We start from the raw sequence: 15,650 nt of genomic DNA on the forward strand, positions 1-15,650 counted from the left end.
AAGACGAATCCCCCGGTAGACTCTGAAAATGAACTCAGTGTTCCATAAACAGGACAATGGCAATGCAAGACCTCAACGATCTGTGGTATTTCGTGCAAGTGGTGGATAACGGAGGGTTTTCTCCAGCGAGCCGCGTTATTGGTATTCCGAAATCACGCTTGAGTCGCCGAATTGCACTACTGGAAGAAAGTCTTGAGACACGCCTGATTCAGCGTTCAACACGCAGTTTCACAGTGACCGAAGCCGGGCAGATTTTTTATCGCCACTGCAAGGCGATGATTATTGAAGCCGAAGCCGCTCAGGAAGCGATTAACTCTTTGCGCGCAGAGCCTCGCGGGCTGATCCGCCTGAGCTGCCCGATTGCCCTGCTGCATGTGCATATCGGGGAGATGCTGGCGAAGTTTATGGCGCTTTATCCGCAAGTCACCGTGCAGCTAGAAGAGACAAATCGCCAGGTTGATGTACTAAATGAAAATGTCGACTTAGCGGTGCGGGTACGTCCATTGCCGCTGGACGATAGCGATCTGGTGATGCGTAAACTGGCGGATCGAGGCATGTGTCTGGTTGCCAGCCCGGAACTGGTTGAGCGCTTTACAACGCCTGCATCACCGGCAGATCTTCAGCACTGGCCAAGCCTTGCGTTGTCAAAACCGCAGCAGATTTACCGCTGGTGCCTGTTCGGCCCGGATAATCAGGAAGTGACGCTGCATCACAAGCCACGTTTTGTGACCACTGATATGGATGCGCTGCGAGCGGCTGCGCTGGCAGGTGTGGGGTTGGTTCAGTTGCCGATATTGATGGTCAACAAGCAACTGGCAGACGGGAGCCTGGTGCGTTTGTTACCGGAGTGGCGAGCAAGGCGTGAGGTTATTCATTTGGTGTTTCCTTCACGGCGCGGCCAGTTACCGGCTGTCAGGGCATTGATTGATTTTCTGGTGGAGAGTTATGCAGAGTTTGAGGAGGAGTAGACCTGGAAAATTGATTTTCCAAAATAATTCGCGTTGCGGGAAGGCGGCAAGTGAGCAAATCCCCAGGAGCTTACATCAGTAAGTGACTGGGGTTTGTGACAAATCTGCCGGGAGCAGATTTGAACGCTGCTTGCTGCGGCCCCGAAGGGGTGAGGCTCACGGATGAGCCGAATAACGTAGCCAACGCCCCCGCAACACGAAGAATGACGGAAAATCAGAATGGCATTTTGAAGCCTGGTGGCAACTGCATCCCGCTGGACACGCCAGCCATTTTCTCTTTCTGCGCTTCGCCGATACGACGAGCCGCATCGTTGAAGGCCGCAGCAACCAGATCTTCAACCATCTCTTTGTCGTCTTCCATCAGGCTTGGATCGATTTCCACGCGACGGCAGTTGTGCGCGCCGTTGATGGTGACTTTGACCAGACCCGCGCCAGATTCGCCAGTGACTTCCATTTGGGCGATTTCTTCCTGAACCTGGGCCATTTTTTCCTGCATCTGCTGGGCTTGCTTCATGATGTTGCCCAGACCGCCTTTTCCAAACATAGTCTTCTCTCTTTTGCTCGGGCCGACTAACCGTACGTGACGATTAACGGCTATCAGGGTTTACAACAAACCGGCGTGGCCGGTTTATCAAATAGGTCGAATACTGTCGTCATCCAGTTCCGCATCAAAGAAACGACGCAGCGTCTGAATGTTGTTGTCAGTTTTCATTGCTTCCCGCGCTTGTGCCAGCTTCTCTTCATAGATAGCCTGGCGCCATTCAAGCGGGGTTCGTTGCGCAAGATTATCATCTTCAATAATAGTCAGCTCAACAGTTTCACCACTAAAAGTACTCAATGCGTCCGCCAGCGTTTTCTGCGCCGACGGTGAATTCAAATGCCGTAGTGCCGGGCGCAAGTGCAAACACACTCGGTTGCCGTCCTGCTCTTTCCAGGCATTTAATGCAAGCTGCTGCACTAATTTCGGCAGCACCAGTTGGCTAATTTCAGCCGACCAGCTATCGCGCTCAATCGCCTCCAGAGCCAGTTTCTGCGCAAGCTCAGGCGTTTTCTCATGCTCCATCGCGCGTTTTAATGCTTTTGGTGTCGCAACCGGTTCTTCGACGACATCAGAAACAATTTGCGACTTCCAGCGATAAGCCTCGGGCTTTGGCTCAGGCTTTTCCTCTGTCTGCGCTGCGGGCCGGGACTGGATACGCTCGCTCACCGAGGCTAAACGTTCCAGAGCAGTGCTGTTCTTTGCCGGCCGCGCTAGATTTGGCGCTGCCGGCTCACTCTTTTTTGCTTTGTTCGCTCCCTGCTGGCGCATGAGCTGTGTTCGCGCTTGCAACACCTGACTGGTGGTGTCTGGCAGCGCAGTCTCATTTGTCCGTGGCGCGGGTGCTATTTGTTGGCGCACCGGAACAGGGTTCACCACCGGAATACTTGGCGCCTGACGCGGTTGTTCTGGCTCTGGTAGCGGCTTGCGCGGGTGGAATGCCAGTGCGCGCAGCAGAGTCATTTCAATGCCCATACGTCGATCTGGCGCCCAGGACAGTTCTTTGCGGCCAATCAGCAAGGTTTGGTAATAAAGTTGGACTTCAGCAGGCGGCACGACGCGCGCCAGCTCACGCATACGCTGTTCAATCGCGGCCATGTCGCTGCCTAACGCAGCAGGCGAAAGCTGAACCATCGCCACGCGATGCAGCAAACTCAGCATTTCCACCAGCAAAGCTTCCCACTCAACACCACGCCCGGCGGCTTCATTAAGCAAGTTCATCACCCGCTCACCATCAGCCTGCACCATCGCCTCTACTAACGAAAGAGCCTGGTCGTCATCAAGCGTACCCAGCATCGTGCTGACAGCGGCAGTTGTTACCTGCCCATCACCGCTGGCAATCGCCTGGTCGGTAAGACTTAGTGCATCACGTAGGCTGCCATCTGCGGCGCGAGCCAACAGTTGCAGAGCTCGGGTTTCGCTGGGGATTTTTTCTTCGCCAAGAATGTATTCCAGTTGATGGCGGATTTGTTCGACATCCAGCGCTTTCAGGTGGAATTGCAGGCAGCGAGAAAGAATAGTGACCGGCAGTTTTTGCGGATCGGTGGTCGCCAGCAGGAATTTGACGTGCGATGGCGGCTCTTCAAGCGTCTTCAACAATGCATTGAAGCTATGGCGGGAGAGCATGTGCACTTCATCGATAAGATAAACTTTAAAGCGGCCACGCGCTGGCGCGTACTGAACGTTATCCAGCAAATCACGCGTATCTTCGACTTTGGTACGCGAGGCGGCATCAATTTCAATCAGGTCAACAAAGCGACCTTGTTCGATTTCGCGGCAATTGTCGCACACACCGCAAGGGGTGGCGGTAATGCCGGTTTCACAATTTAACCCTTTCGCCAACAGGCGAGCGATGGATGTTTTACCCACGCCGCGCGTCCCCGAAAAGAGATAGGCGTGGTGGATTCGGCCCATGGATAAGCCATTAGCCAGAGCAGTCAACACGTGTTGCTGGCCGACTACATCAGCAAAAGTTTGTGGCCGCCATTTGCGGGCTAAGACCTGGTAGCTCATTCGAGATAGGCTCTACATCGCGGGAGTGAATTCAGGGGGGTAATGCTAACATAAGCCTCACCTGATGGGCGAGGCTTCTATACCCATCATCCTTCAAGCTGCAGGGGTGTTGGCTGCAACTCGAATGCTAACGGGTATAATTTTGGGAATACGAAGGCTGAACTCAGTGACCTGGGAAAAGTACGAGGCTGTAGCTTTTCACGCCCATTTTTTCCAGGCGCTGTTCACCACCAATATCAAACAGATTGATGATAAACGCAGCGTCAGTCACTTCCCCACCCAGACGGCGGATAAGTTTCACTGTTGCTTCAATGGTACCGCCGGTTGCCAGCAGATCGTCCACTACCAGAACTTTGTCGCCAGGCTCGATTGCATCAACGTGGATTTCCAGCTGATCGGTGCCGTATTCCAGCTCGTAGTTTTCAGCGATTGTTTCGCGTGGCAGTTTGCCTGGCTTGCGAACCGGCACGAAGCCAACACCTAACTCCAGCGCAACCGGTGCACCAAACAAGAACCCACGCGCTTCGGTACCCACCACTTTGGTGATACCGGCGTCTTTAAAGCGTGAGACTAATAATTCGATGCTGGTGGCGTAAGCTTTCGGATCTTCAAGCAAGCTGGTAACGTCACGGAATAAGATCCCAGGTTTTGGGTAGTCTGGAATGCTTTTGATGCTGTTTTTCAGATATTCAAGCTGCTGCGCAGTCGCGGTCATAATTAATGCCTGCTAAAAACAAGGTTCTAACAAAGCACGGAACAGGTTAATTAATGAAGTATTGATGATTCATTAATCAGTCATACCATGCTCGAAAACGGTCGAATTTACTGGCTGGCACCAACAATTGCAACCACTGCAAATGCGGTTTACGGCTTTTGTTGCTTTTCATCAATTACCGGCATGCGCCACATAAAGAACAGCAGCGCGCACATCATCACTAATAATAGTAGTCTGACCCACAGAATATTGACCAGATAAAGGGATACCGCAAAGGTTAATACGATGAAAATCAGTGCCCTGGGTTTAGCTCCCGGCGGCAGCGCACGATGGTCCTGCCAATGGCGGATATAACTGCCAAACCATGAGCGGTACAGTAACCAGTGATGAAAGCGCGGCGAGGAATGGGCGAAGCACCAGGCCGCCAGCAGCAAAAATGGGGTTGTGGGAAGTAAAGGCAAGACAACACCCAGCGTCGCAAGGACTACCGCCAGCCAACCAATGATGATTAAAATGATCCGTTTCATTCATTATTCCGTACTTAAACACGTGCAACACTGGAGATTCATTTTGTGAAAACCGCCGCGCTGTTACAAGCTTTGGATGCTCGCGTCGCGGAACTCGCACAGGCCATTGCGCCTGTCTCGTTACAACGCGCATCGCAAGCACGCTTCGATCGTAAACTGTTTTCCACTCACAGCACGCAACTTAAAGATTATCTGACCGAAGTTCAGGCAAATCTCGCGCAGTTAGAGCTTAGCGTGAAAGTCGGCAAAGCGGAGCAAGTTGCGTATCTCGCCGAAAAACTCGTGGCACAGATTTCCGCACTGCAGCGTGAACTGGCGACCTGGAAGATGCGTAAAAATGATCCGCAGCCCGTGGTTGCCGAGAATCTGTATGAGAAACTCTCAACGCATCAGGATTACGAACGCCGCATCCAGATTATGATTAGCGATCGTGAAAGCCAACTTTCGATACAAGTCACGCTCGCCGGGCAGCAAAAACTCCAGAAGGAACTGGCGGCTCTCGAAGGGCGTTTGCAGCGCTGCCGCCAGGCGTTGACGCGAATTGAACGCGCCATCGAACGCCGCGAACGTGGGCTAAGCTAGCGCTTAAACCAAACCATTTACTTGAACGGATAAACGTAATGTCGCTGGAAAACGCACCAGAAGAAGTCAAACTGGCGGTCGATTTGATAATGCTGCTAGAACAACATGAAATCCCGACGGAAACCGCGCTCGCAGCGCTTGAGATTGTCCGTCAGGATTTTTTGCGTAAGCGGGAAGAGAACAGCTCCCGCTAATTTTTACTGAGCAGGAACGATGTCACCACCGTTTGATTTGCCATTATGATCGCGTTTCACTTCTGTCAATTCATCGCCTTTGTCATTACGCAGATGAACTTCAAGTTGGTTGAAGGCGATATTAATGCCATTTTCTCGACACAGACGATCGATAGTCCGGTTTAGCTCATCGACGGTGTAGCTGCGATCACGCAGTTCACGCACATACAGACGCAGTTCATGATCCAACGTACTGGCCCCGAAGGTAGTGAAGAACACCGTAGGCTCAGGGTCATGCATCACTTTCGGATGCTCATGGGCCGCTTTCAGTAAGATCTCACGTACTTTATCCAGATCGGAGCCGTAAGCCACTCCCAGACGGATAACCACGCGAGTGATGGTGTCGGTAAGCGACCAGTTGATCAGTCGTTCCGTCACAAACGCTTTGTTCGGAATGATCACTTCTTTGCGGTCAAAGTCTGTAATCGTGGTGGCACGAATACGAATTTTGCTCACGCTACCGGAATAAGCACCAATCGTGACGGTATCGCCGATACGCACCGGGCGCTCGAAGAGGATAATCAGGCCGGAAACGAAGTTACCGAATATCTCCTGCAAACCAAAACCTAAGCCCACTGACAACGCCGCCGCCAGCCATTGCAACTTATCCCACGACACGCCGAGTGAACCAAAGATGGTCATCGCCCCGACAGCAGTAATGACGTAGTTAAGAATGGTCGTGATGGCGTATGAAGCACCCTGACGCATTTGCAGACGCGAAAGCACCAGTACTTCAAGCAAGCCCGGCAAGTTGCGAATCAGCACCCAGGCAATAGCAAAAGCAATCGCGGCAAATAACAGGCTGCCCATAGTGACGTTTTTCACTACTGCTACACCCGCTTCCGAAGCGCTATAACTCCAGAGTTGGATGCTGTCCAGGTAACCGAATACCCCGAATAAATCTGACCAAATGGTGTAGAACACCAGAGCAAACAGGGCGAACAGAGCAATGATAGCCAGACGCATAGTTTGTTGGTTGATTTGGTCCAATGCTAACGGTGGCTCTTCTACCGGCTCGCCCCCTTCTGCGCCCTCTTTCACCAGATTCTCACGGCGCGCAACGGCACGGCGATAAGCCATACGACGCGCGGCAACACTTAATCCGCGCAGGACGGTTTGATAAACCAGGTTCCAGATAAGTATCAGATAGATAGTTTCAATCCAGCGACCGGCAAGGCGAAGTGTCGTATAAAAATATCCCATCGCTGTCAGCACGATTAACACCGCGGGCACCACACCCATCATCGTGACAGTAAACAACTGCATGGTGTGGTTGTTTTTGTTGCGCCAGTTTTCACGGCACATTGGGAAGACCAGCGCGGTGATAAGCAACAGGTTGAAGAAGATGATCAGTTGACCCAACGCATCTTCAACCAGATGTAGCGGCGAACGTTCACCGAGCACCGACCAGAATAACAACGGTAATAGCGCACAACCAATACGCACCAGTTGGCGGCGATAATGGCTGCACAGCTGCGGTTGCATATTAAAGTGGCTGACAGCTACACCATTTTTAGAGAGCACCTGGTAAGTTAAGCCGAAGACTAACCAGAACAAGGAGAGCTGTTTGCAAAATGCCAGCATCGATTCGCTGATGTTCATTTGCAAGCCAGCAAACACCAGGCCGATTGAGTAGATAACCAAAGCGCCGGGCAAAACTTTAACCAGCGTCAGAGCAATGGCTTTCGGGGTCAGCATTTGGCTATCGTTACGCAACTGCCCGACACGACTCGCCTGCTTTTCCAGATAGCGGTCTATCGCTTTAAAGCGCCAGCGTATAACGCCTGCCAGCAACAAAGCAGGAATCATCAGTAGCAGGATGGCGAGAATTTTAAGCGAGTTCTCAGGCCCTTTAAAATTGAGATTGGCGTTTTTAAACTGATCGCGCAATGAAGAAGGCAATGATTTCAGCCAGTCCCAATCCATCGGCTTATTACTGGTTACCCAGAAAATTTGCTCAGTCAGGATCTGGTCGAGTGATTTCGTGACGTTTTGCAGCTGCTGCTGGTTATTCTGCAAGTTGATTGCCAGCATTAATTGCATGCCAAGCTGCTTATTCAACTGATCGAGCAATTCGCGGCGAGTATCCAGAACCTGCAATAGCGCATCGTGAACTTCCGGGGTGACATCCGCTTTATGCCCATCCTCGATTTTCGCCACCAGTTCATCCGGCTGGAACAACGCGTCACGTTGCTGGTTTACATCGAACTGTTCGAGGCGAATATCCGCAATGCGGTTGGTCAGATCTTCAGTGTCTTCCGCAGACGGCAGGTTTTGTTGCTGCTGTTGGTAAAGAATACGCGACAACAACAAGCTGCCTTTCAAAACGGCGATCTGCTCTTTGAGGTTACGTTCAGATTGCAGAGCACGATCCAGTGTATTTTTAATGCGAATGCTCGAAGGCACCATTTCATTGGCATGCTGAGTGGCGTCTATCAGACGCTGACTCAGCTGATGGTTGATATCCAGCTCCTGCTTAACCAGCGGATTTTGCTGAATCTTAACAGTATCTTCAGAGTCTATGGCGTCCTGTGCGGTCTGCTGCGTCAGGGTTAAACGCTTACTGCTCGCCACTTTTTGCAGGATCTGGAGGGTCGCCTCCATTTGATTAATATGCGCGTTGGTGTAGTCACGTTGCTTTTGCAACGTATCTTGCAAGATGGTGTTGCCTTTGAGGCTGTCACGCTGTTGATCTAACTGCGCGTTCAATAATGCTTGTTGGGCCAGTAATAAAGTTTGCTGACTTGGTCGTAAGTCTACAGCGCCTGGCGTGACACCATTAAGACGATTACGAATCGCTTCAAGCTGAGTCGATGCCGCGGTCATGGCATTCTGAACACGCTCAGGTTGCGTTTGCAGCGAAATCAGTTGGCTATTCCAGGTCGCCAAATCGCTTTGCGCGTTCTGTAACTCCGTCATTAAATCATTCAGACGAGACTCAAGTTGGCGCAAACTGAGCGCTTCGATTTCCGCTTCTTCATCAGCCGGGTTGGCGTGTTGGTTTTTTATCTCATTGAGCGCATCAGTGGCTTTACGCAGCACTTTCGGTGCTTCCGTCACCTGCTGATGGAGTTTTGCCGTTTCATCCTTGACCCGATCAATTTTATCCAGCACCTCAAGAGTCTCATTGAGATCTTGTTGGGTGAGTTTGTCATTTGGAGACAGTGTCTTTTGCTTATTCAGTGCAGACAGCTGATTTTGAATCTCATCGCGGCTCGGGAGATCGCTACCATTTTTTTGCGCCCAGACTGGCTGCGCCAGCACGCAAAACAGGCTAACGAATGCAATGAGCAAAAAACGTGCGGGTACGCGACGTGAATACAGTGAACACAAGAGTTGCGGCATAGTTTGACAGTGTTTGAGAACAGGCCGAAGGATGGCGAGTTAAAGACGAAATATGAGCCGCAAGATTAGCACGTCTTTTCGGAAAAACCTTGGTCAACTATGTTCGGAATTACCCTAATAAGCATATTTTTATTGTGGGATGGATCTCAGGGTTGGGCAGGTTTGAAACATTTCCAGCAGAATGGCGACGTAGTCCTCGGCCTGGCTGTGGAGATCAAAACTATCCGGTGCAACCAGCCAGTTTTCAATCAGCCCGGTAATATAACTACGCAGTAAAATAACGGCGTGGGGAAGTCGCAAGTTTTTTGGTAACATTTCAGCATCAATACAACGCTGCAAACTGCTCTCAATTCTCTCGTTTCCTTCCATATAAAGTTCACGTCTGGCCTGTTGTAAAACAGCCAGTTCACCTACAAACTCGCACTTATGGAAGATGATTTCGGTCATTAAGCGGCGGCGTTCATCGGCGACAGTTGCTTGTAATATGTAAATAAGTAACTCTCTGACAACAGAAAGTGGATCGTCAGGAAATTTTGCCCGATACTCAGTTTCTAAATCGCCAATACTGGACTCAGTTAGCTCCCAGATTTCATTAAACAAATCCGACTTATTTTTGAAATGCCAGTAGATTGCACCACGGGTTACTCCCGCTGCTTTTGCGATATCTGCAAGCGAAGTTGCGGAAACTCCGTGTTGTGAAAACAAGCGGATTGCAACATCCAAAAGGTGTTGGCGTGTTTCCAGCGCTTGTTGTTTGGTTTTTCGTGCCATAAGTGGGTGAAATAACGGTAGTTAGATTTACATACATTTGTGAATGTATGTACCATAGCACGACGATAATATAAACGCAGCAATGGGTTTGTGGACATTTGATCCATTGAACAACTTTGAAATCGGACACTCGAGGTTTACATATGAACAAAAACAGAGGGTTTACGCCTCTGGCGGCCATTCTGATGCTCTCAGGCAGCTTAGTACTTACAGGATGTAATGACAAAGAGACAAAACAGAGTGCGCCGCATACCCCAGAAGTGGGTGTGGTAACTCTGAAAAGTGCTCCTTTGCAGATAACTACAGAGCTTCCTGGCCGTACAAGCGCTTATCGTATTGCAGAAGTTCGCCCACAAGTCAGTGGCATCATCCTGAAACGTAACTTCGAAGAAGGAAGTGAAATCAAGGCGGGTGTATCGCTGTACCAAATCGACCCTGCAACATACCAGGCAGCATATGACAGCGCCAAAGGCGACCTCGCTAAAGCACAAGCAAGTGCAAACATCGCTCAGCTGACGCTTAAACGTTATCAGAAACTGTTAGGTACTAAGTACATCAGTCAACAAGACTACGACACTGCACTTGCCGATTCTCAACAGGCAAACGCATCTGTTGTGGCTGCTAAAGCCGCCGTTGAAACTGCTCGCATTAACCTTGCATATACCAAAGTGACTTCACCTATTAGCGGTCGCATTGGTAAGTCTTCTGTTACAGAAGGCGCTCTGGTGACTAGCGGACAGGCTTCTGCATTGGCAACCGTACAACAGCTCGACCCGATTTATGTTGATGTGACCCAATCCAGCAATGATTTCTTGCGCCTTAAGCAAGAGCTGGCAGAAGGCAAACTGAAACAAGAAAACGGTAAAGCTAAAGTCAAATTAGTGACCAACGACGGTATCACTTTCCCGCAGGAAGGCTCTTTAGAGTTTTCTGATGTGACGGTTGACCAGACCACCGGCTCTATCACTTTGCGAGCTATCTTCCCGAACCCAGATAAAACATTACTGCCGGGCATGTTTGTTCGTGCACAACTGGAAGAAGGTACCAATCCAAACGCGCTGTTAGTTCCACAACAAGGTGTAACTCGTACACCGCGTGGTGATGCTTCAGCAATGGTTATTGGTAAAGAAGACAAAGTGGAAGTACGCAATATCACCGCAACTCAAGCTATCGGCGACAAATGGCTGGTAACCAGTGGGTTGAAGGATGGTGATCGCGTTATTGTGACCGGTTTGCAAAAAGTGAAACCCGGTGTTCAGGTGAAAGCGCAGGAAGTGGCGGCAGAAAATAAAGGCCAGGATCAAGCAGCCGCTGGCGCACAGTCTGAACAAACGAAGTCTTAACTTAAACAGGAGCCGTTAAGACATGGCTAAGTTTTTTATCGATCGCCCGATTTTTGCCTGGGTAATCGCCATCATTATTATGTTGGCGGGCGGGCTTGCGATCATGAAATTACCGATCGCGCAATATCCAACCATTGCGCCACCGGCAATTTCGATCTCAGCAAACTACCCTGGTGCAGATGCGAAAACGGTACAGGATACCGTTACACAGGTTATCGAACAGAACATGAACGGTATCGACAACCTGCTGTACATGTCCTCATCCAGTGATTCCTCTGGTTCTGTAACCATCACCATTACCTTTGATTCTGGTACTGACGCGGATATCGCACAGGTACAGGTTCAGAACAAACTGCAACTTGCGATGCCACTGCTTCCTCAAGAAGTACAGCAGCAAGGTGTTAGCGTTGAGAAGTCTTCCAGTAGCTTCCTGATGGTTCTCGGTATGATCAACACCGATGGCTCCATGACACAGGAAGATATTTCGGACTACGTTGGCGCAACTATTAAAGACCCGATCAGCCGTACTCGCGGTGTTGGTGATGTTCAGCTGTTTGGTGCTCAGTACGCGATGCGTATCTGGATGGATCCGAACAAACTGAACAATTACCAGCTCACGCCGGTTGATGTTATTGCCGCTATCAAAGCGCAGAACGCCCAGGTAGCAGCAGGTCAGTTAGGTGGTACTCCACCAGTTAAAGGTCAACAACTTAACGCCTCTATCATTGCTCAGACCCGTTTAAAATCTGCCGATGAGTTCAGCAAAATTTTGCTGAAAGTGAATCAGGATGGCTCACGTGTTCTGCTTAAAGATGTGGCAAAAGTTGAGTTGGGCGGCGAGAACTATAACGTTGTTGCACGTTTCAACGGCCAACCAGCCTCTGGTTTAGGTATCAAGCTGGCAACCGGTGCTAACGCCCTGGATACCGCCAATGCGGTACGTGCCACTGTGGAAAAACTACAGCCATTCTTCCCTGCGGGTCTGAAAGTTGTTTATCCATATGACACCACTCCATTCGTTAAAATCTCTATCAAAGAGGTAGTAAAAACCCTCGTTGAAGCAATCGTGCTGGTGTTCCTGGTAATGTATCTGTTCTTGCAGAACTTCCGCGCCACATTGATTCCAACGATTGCGGTACCAGTGGTACTGTTGGGGACGTTTGCCATCCTTGCCGTCTTTGGCTATTCGATAAACACCCTAACGATGTTCGGGATGGTGCTTGCGATAGGCCTGTTGGTTGATGATGCCATCGTGGTAGTAGAGAACGTTGAGCGTGTAATGGTGGAAGAAGGATTGCCGCCAAAAGAAGCCACACGCAAATCAATGGAGCAGATTCAGGGCGCTCTGGTCGGGATCGCGATGGTACTGTCGGCGGTATTTATACCAATGGCATTCTTCGGCGGTTCTACAGGTGCAATCTATCGTCAGTTCTCTATTACCATCGTATCGGCAATGGTGCTTTCTGTACTGGTAGCAATGATTTTGACACCAGCACTTTGCGCCACCCTGCTTAAGCCAATTGCGAAAGGCGAACACCACGAGAAGAAAGGTTTCTTCGGCTGGTTTAACAACATGTTCGACAAGAGCACGCATCACTATACCGACAGCGTCGGTAATATTTTGCGTAGCACCGGTCGTTACTTAGTGCTTTATCTGCTGATAGTGGTTGGCATGGCCTTCCTGTTTATTCGCCTGCCAAGTTCCTTCTTGCCAGATGAAGACCAGGGCGTGTTCCTGACCATGGCACAGCTGCCTGCAGGTGCGACGCAAGAACGTACACAAGCCGTTCTTGATGATGTGACCAAGTACTACCTCGAAAAAGAGAAAGACAACGTTAACTCCGTATTTACCGTTAACGGCTTTGGCTTCTCTGGTCAGGGGCAGAACACAGGTCTGGCATTCGTATCATTGAAAGATTGGGATGAGCGTCCTGGTGAAGAGAACAAGGTTCCAGCGATTGCTGGTCGCGCAAGCGCCGAGTTCTCGAAAATCAAAGATGCCATCGTGTTCGCATTCAACCTGCCAGCTATCGTGGAACTGGGTACAGCAACGGGCTTCGACTTCCAGTTGATTGACCAGGCAAACCTTGGGCACGAAAAACTGACTCAGGCGCGTAACCAATTGTTTGGTGAAGTCGCTAAACACTCTGATCTGTTAGTGGGCGTGCGTCCAAACGGCCTGGAAGATACGCCGCAGTTCAAAATCGATATCGACCAGGAAAAAGCGCAAGCATTGGGCGTTTCTATCAGTGACATCAACACCACACTGGGTGCTGCATGGGGTGGTAGTTACGTGAACGACTTCATCGACCGTGGTCGTGTGAAGAAAGTTTACCTGATGGCGGATGCGCCATTCCGTATGCTGCCTAGCGATATCAACAACTGGTATGTTCGCGGCTCTACGGGGCAGATGGTGCCATTCTCAGCGTTCTCTTCTGCGCACTGGGAATACGGCTCACCGCGTCTGGAACGTTACAACGGTTTACCGTCCATGGAAATCCTTGGTCAGGCAGCTCCGGGTAAGAGTACCGGTGAAGCAATGGACCTGATGGAACAGCTGGCCAGCAAACTGCCAACCGGTATTGGTTATGACTGGACGGGTATGTCTTATCAGGAACGTTTATCTGGTAACCAGGCCCCTGCCCTGTATGCCATCTCCCTGATAGTGGTGTTCCTGTGTCTGGCTGCACTGTACGAGAGCTGGTCGATTCCATTCTCGGTCATGCTGGTTGTTCCACTTGGCGTTGTCGGTGCACTGCTTGCCGCGACGATGCGTGGGCTGACCAACGACGTGTACTTCCAGGTAGGCCTGCTGACAACCATTGGCCTGTCGGCGAAGAACGCGATACTTATCGTAGAATTCGCCAAAGACTTGATGGAGAAAGAAGGCAAAGGCTTGATTGAAGCCACGCTCGAAGCCGTACGTATGCGTCTGCGTCCGATTCTGATGACATCACTGGCATTTATCCTCGGGGTAATGCCACTGGTAATCAGCTCCGGTGCAGGCTCTGGTGCACAGAACGCCGTAGGTACAGGGGTTATGGGCGGGATGGTTACTGCAACAGTCCTGGCTATCTTCTTCGTACCAGTGTTCTTCGTGGTAGTTCGTCGTCGTTTCAGCCGTAAGTCTGAAGATGTTGAACACACTCACGCTGTTGACCACCACAAGTAAGTCTTAAATCTGCAATTTAAAGGCCGCGCAAGCGGCCTTTTTTATATCCGCGGTTCCTATTTGTCATATTAATAAATAACGATAGCTGCTGGCTTTTTCTACGATAGGTTACTAAATGTTGCAATAAGAACTCAGTTGGACTTAAATATGATGACAAGATATTTCTTAAATTCACTGGCAGATAAGGCAAGAAGGTTCATACTTATATATTAGGATGATTCTTAATTAACCCCTTATTTACTCCCCGTTTAAGGTTCATTGCAGCAACACAATATTAACCTATTGAATATAAACTGCTTTCCCAAACGTTCACTTAAGTTAATTTATCAGACGATGCTTTTAAAAAAAGTGAAAGTCTTAATAAACATTACGTTAGAGTAAACAGCTTTGCTGTAAATGTAATTTTTCGTAATAGTGAAAGGAAATCTACTACGGATTGATTTATAGTAAACGTATATGGAATAATCGTTGTAATTGATTCCCACCTCATCCAGGTGTGTCCACCCCAAGGCGTTTTGTTTATCAAATTTTCTTCGATAAAAAGGGGCTGCATTATGGACGAATACTCACCAAAACGGCATGATATCGCGCAGCTTAAATTTCTCTGCGAAAACCTGTATCATGACTGTCTTACCAACCTTGGCGAGAGTAATCATGGTTGGGTTAATGATCCTACTTCGGCCATTAACTTGCAGTTGAATGAATTGATTGAGCATATTGCTGCTTTCGCACTTAATTACAAAATTAAGTACGATGATGAGAGTAAATTGATTGAACAAATTGACGAATATTTAGACGATACATTTATGCTGTTCAGTAACTATGGCATCAATGCCCAAGACTTGCAGAAATGGCGTAAGTCCGGGAATCGGTTATTCCGATGTTTCGTCACAGAGAGTCGCGCTAACCCTGTAAGCCTCTCCTTTTAGAACTATTACAAGATGTAATAAGGTGATTTCATGACAACAAAACCACTTACTAAGACCGATTATTTGATGCGCCTGCGACGCTGCCAAACAATTGACACTTTAGAGCGCGTAATCGAAAAGAATAAATACGAATTACCAGATAATGAGTTGGCTGTATTTTATTCAGCAGCAGACCACCGTCTGGCTGAACTGACCATGAATAAGCTTTACGATAAAATACCACCATCCGTATGGAAATTTATCCGCTAATACCCCTTAACTGTTATTACCTTTATGGTTTCAGACTGACATGCTGTTGTAATCAGCCGCAACTGGATTCAGAAACTCTTTTAGTCACTTAACAGAGTGCTAAATAGATATTTATCCTGGGCTGTTCAGCTTTCGAGATACAAGCTGCTCATCGCTCTTTTGTAAGGCTTACTACATTCTGTCCGTCGCTCCCCTTAATTTGTGATTGTTAATAGCACATTTAACCATGTGATTACCGTCACAAAAAGGAACTATAGCCACATTA

13 protein-coding genes and 1 other annotated feature are annotated in these 15,650 nt (G+C 49.3%); of the genes, 7 read left to right on the forward strand and 6 right to left on the reverse strand.

Annotation, left to right across the window (positions count from 1 at the left end):
- Positions 1-56: 56 nt before the first annotated feature.
- Positions 57-968 carry a LysR family transcriptional regulator gene (locus tag LVQ77_RS07980; RefSeq protein WP_226812123.1) on the forward strand — a complete coding sequence of 304 codons (912 nt, stop codon included), beginning with the start codon at positions 57-59 and terminating at the stop codon, positions 966-968.
- A 214-nt stretch (positions 969-1,182) separates the two neighbouring features.
- Here the strand turns inward: LVQ77_RS07980 and LVQ77_RS07985 are convergent, their stop codons facing one another.
- The 4 genes from LVQ77_RS07985 to LVQ77_RS08000 all read right to left on the reverse strand — a co-directional run bounded on the left by LVQ77_RS07985 (position 1,183) and on the right by LVQ77_RS08000 (position 4,761).
- Positions 1,183-1,512 (reverse strand): YbaB/EbfC family nucleoid-associated protein, encoded by a 330-nt coding sequence (locus tag LVQ77_RS07985; protein ID WP_034458087.1) that lies wholly within the window; start codon positions 1,510-1,512, stop codon positions 1,183-1,185.
- Between the two features lie 87 nt (positions 1,513-1,599).
- Complete coding sequence (dnaX, locus tag LVQ77_RS07990; RefSeq protein WP_232864140.1) at positions 1,600-3,519, reverse strand: DNA polymerase III subunit gamma/tau; 1,920 nt, start codon at positions 3,517-3,519, stop codon at positions 1,600-1,602.
- Positions 2,206-2,270: a sequence feature (DnaX frameshifting element), on the reverse strand. It overlaps the preceding gene by 65 nt.
- A 163-nt stretch (positions 3,520-3,682) precedes the next feature.
- Positions 3,683-4,234, reverse strand: coding sequence for an adenine phosphoribosyltransferase (gene apt / locus LVQ77_RS07995; protein ID WP_034458083.1), 552 nt, complete (start codon positions 4,232-4,234; stop codon positions 3,683-3,685).
- 149 nt (positions 4,235-4,383) lie between these two features.
- Positions 4,384-4,761 carry a DUF454 family protein gene (locus LVQ77_RS08000; RefSeq protein ID WP_232904147.1) on the reverse strand — a complete coding sequence of 126 codons (378 nt, stop codon included), beginning with the start codon at positions 4,759-4,761 and terminating at the stop codon, positions 4,384-4,386.
- Between the two features lie 45 nt (positions 4,762-4,806).
- On the opposite strand from LVQ77_RS08000, the gene priC reads away from it, so the two are divergent.
- Positions 4,807-5,343, forward strand: coding sequence for a primosomal replication protein PriC (gene priC, locus LVQ77_RS08005; RefSeq protein WP_232904148.1), 537 nt, complete (start codon positions 4,807-4,809; stop codon positions 5,341-5,343).
- A gap of 38 nt (positions 5,344-5,381) precedes the next feature.
- Entirely contained in the window at positions 5,382-5,537 is a 156-nt protein-coding gene (rsmS, locus tag LVQ77_RS08010; RefSeq protein WP_151994775.1) for a pleiotropic regulatory protein RsmS, read from the forward strand.
- Positions 5,538-5,540: 3 nt separating this feature from the next.
- On the opposite strand, the gene mscK is transcribed toward rsmS, so the two are convergent.
- Together mscK and acrR are read right to left on the reverse strand one after the other, a co-directional pair.
- Complete coding sequence (gene mscK / locus LVQ77_RS08015; RefSeq protein ID WP_151994774.1) at positions 5,541-8,921, reverse strand: mechanosensitive channel MscK; 3,381 nt, start codon at positions 8,919-8,921, stop codon at positions 5,541-5,543.
- 129 nt (positions 8,922-9,050) lie between these two features.
- A complete protein-coding gene (acrR, locus tag LVQ77_RS08020; RefSeq protein ID WP_151994773.1) occupies positions 9,051-9,692 on the reverse strand; it encodes a multidrug efflux transporter transcriptional repressor AcrR in 642 nt (213 codons plus the stop codon).
- A gap of 143 nt (positions 9,693-9,835) precedes the next feature.
- On the opposite strand from acrR, the gene acrA reads away from it, so the two are divergent.
- The 4 genes from acrA (at position 9,836) to hha (ending at position 15,385) form a co-directional block, all read left to right on the forward strand.
- The gene (gene acrA, locus LVQ77_RS08025) at positions 9,836-11,035 is read left to right on the forward strand and encodes a multidrug efflux RND transporter periplasmic adaptor subunit AcrA (RefSeq protein ID WP_034458072.1); all 1,200 of its coding nucleotides are present in this window, start codon (positions 9,836-9,838) and stop codon (positions 11,033-11,035) included.
- A 22-nt stretch (positions 11,036-11,057) separates the two neighbouring features.
- Positions 11,058-14,207, forward strand: a complete 3,150-nt coding sequence (acrB, locus tag LVQ77_RS08030) for a multidrug efflux RND transporter permease subunit AcrB (protein WP_232904149.1) — start codon at positions 11,058-11,060, stop codon at positions 14,205-14,207.
- Between the two features lie 554 nt (positions 14,208-14,761).
- Positions 14,762-15,136: an Hha toxicity modulator TomB gene (gene tomB / locus LVQ77_RS08035; protein ID WP_034458068.1), complete on the forward strand. Its 375-nt coding sequence runs from the start codon at positions 14,762-14,764 to the stop codon at positions 15,134-15,136.
- Positions 15,137-15,166: 30 nt separating this feature from the next.
- Positions 15,167-15,385 carry a hemolysin expression-modulating protein Hha gene (gene hha / locus LVQ77_RS08040; RefSeq protein ID WP_034458066.1) on the forward strand — a complete coding sequence of 73 codons (219 nt, stop codon included), beginning with the start codon at positions 15,167-15,169 and terminating at the stop codon, positions 15,383-15,385.
- The last annotated feature ends 265 nt before the right edge of the window (positions 15,386-15,650 follow it).

It is taken from the genome of Buttiauxella cochleicola, from assembly GCF_021282435.1.
GTDB classification, from domain to species: domain Bacteria; phylum Pseudomonadota; class Gammaproteobacteria; order Enterobacterales; family Enterobacteriaceae; genus Buttiauxella; species Buttiauxella massiliensis.

What these genes read in the sequence shown, in the direction of transcription:
- LVQ77_RS07980 (WP_226812123.1), top strand. Translation starts at nt 57, where the DNA reads ATGGCAATGCAAGACCTCAACGATCTGTGGTATTTCGTGCAAGTGGTG.
- LVQ77_RS07985 (WP_034458087.1), bottom strand. Translation starts at nt 1,512, where the DNA reads ATGTTTGGAAAAGGCGGTCTGGGCAACATCATGAAGCAAGCCCAGCAG.
- dnaX (WP_232864140.1), bottom strand. Translation starts at nt 3,519, where the DNA reads ATGAGCTACCAGGTCTTAGCCCGCAAATGGCGGCCACAAACTTTTGCT.
- apt (WP_034458083.1), bottom strand. Translation starts at nt 4,234, where the DNA reads ATGACCGCGACTGCGCAGCAGCTTGAATATCTGAAAAACAGCATCAAA.
- LVQ77_RS08000 (WP_232904147.1), bottom strand. Translation starts at nt 4,761, where the DNA reads ATGAAACGGATCATTTTAATCATCATTGGTTGGCTGGCGGTAGTCCTT.
- rsmS (WP_151994775.1), top strand. Translation starts at nt 5,382, where the DNA reads ATGTCGCTGGAAAACGCACCAGAAGAAGTCAAACTGGCGGTCGATTTG.
- mscK (WP_151994774.1), bottom strand. Translation starts at nt 8,921, where the DNA reads ATGCCGCAACTCTTGTGTTCACTGTATTCACGTCGCGTACCCGCACGT.
- acrR (WP_151994773.1), bottom strand. Translation starts at nt 9,692, where the DNA reads ATGGCACGAAAAACCAAACAACAAGCGCTGGAAACACGCCAACACCTT.
- acrA (WP_034458072.1), top strand. Translation starts at nt 9,836, where the DNA reads ATGAACAAAAACAGAGGGTTTACGCCTCTGGCGGCCATTCTGATGCTC.
- acrB (WP_232904149.1), top strand. Translation starts at nt 11,058, where the DNA reads ATGGCTAAGTTTTTTATCGATCGCCCGATTTTTGCCTGGGTAATCGCC.
- tomB (WP_034458068.1), top strand. Translation starts at nt 14,762, where the DNA reads ATGGACGAATACTCACCAAAACGGCATGATATCGCGCAGCTTAAATTT.
- hha (WP_034458066.1), top strand. Translation starts at nt 15,167, where the DNA reads ATGACAACAAAACCACTTACTAAGACCGATTATTTGATGCGCCTGCGA.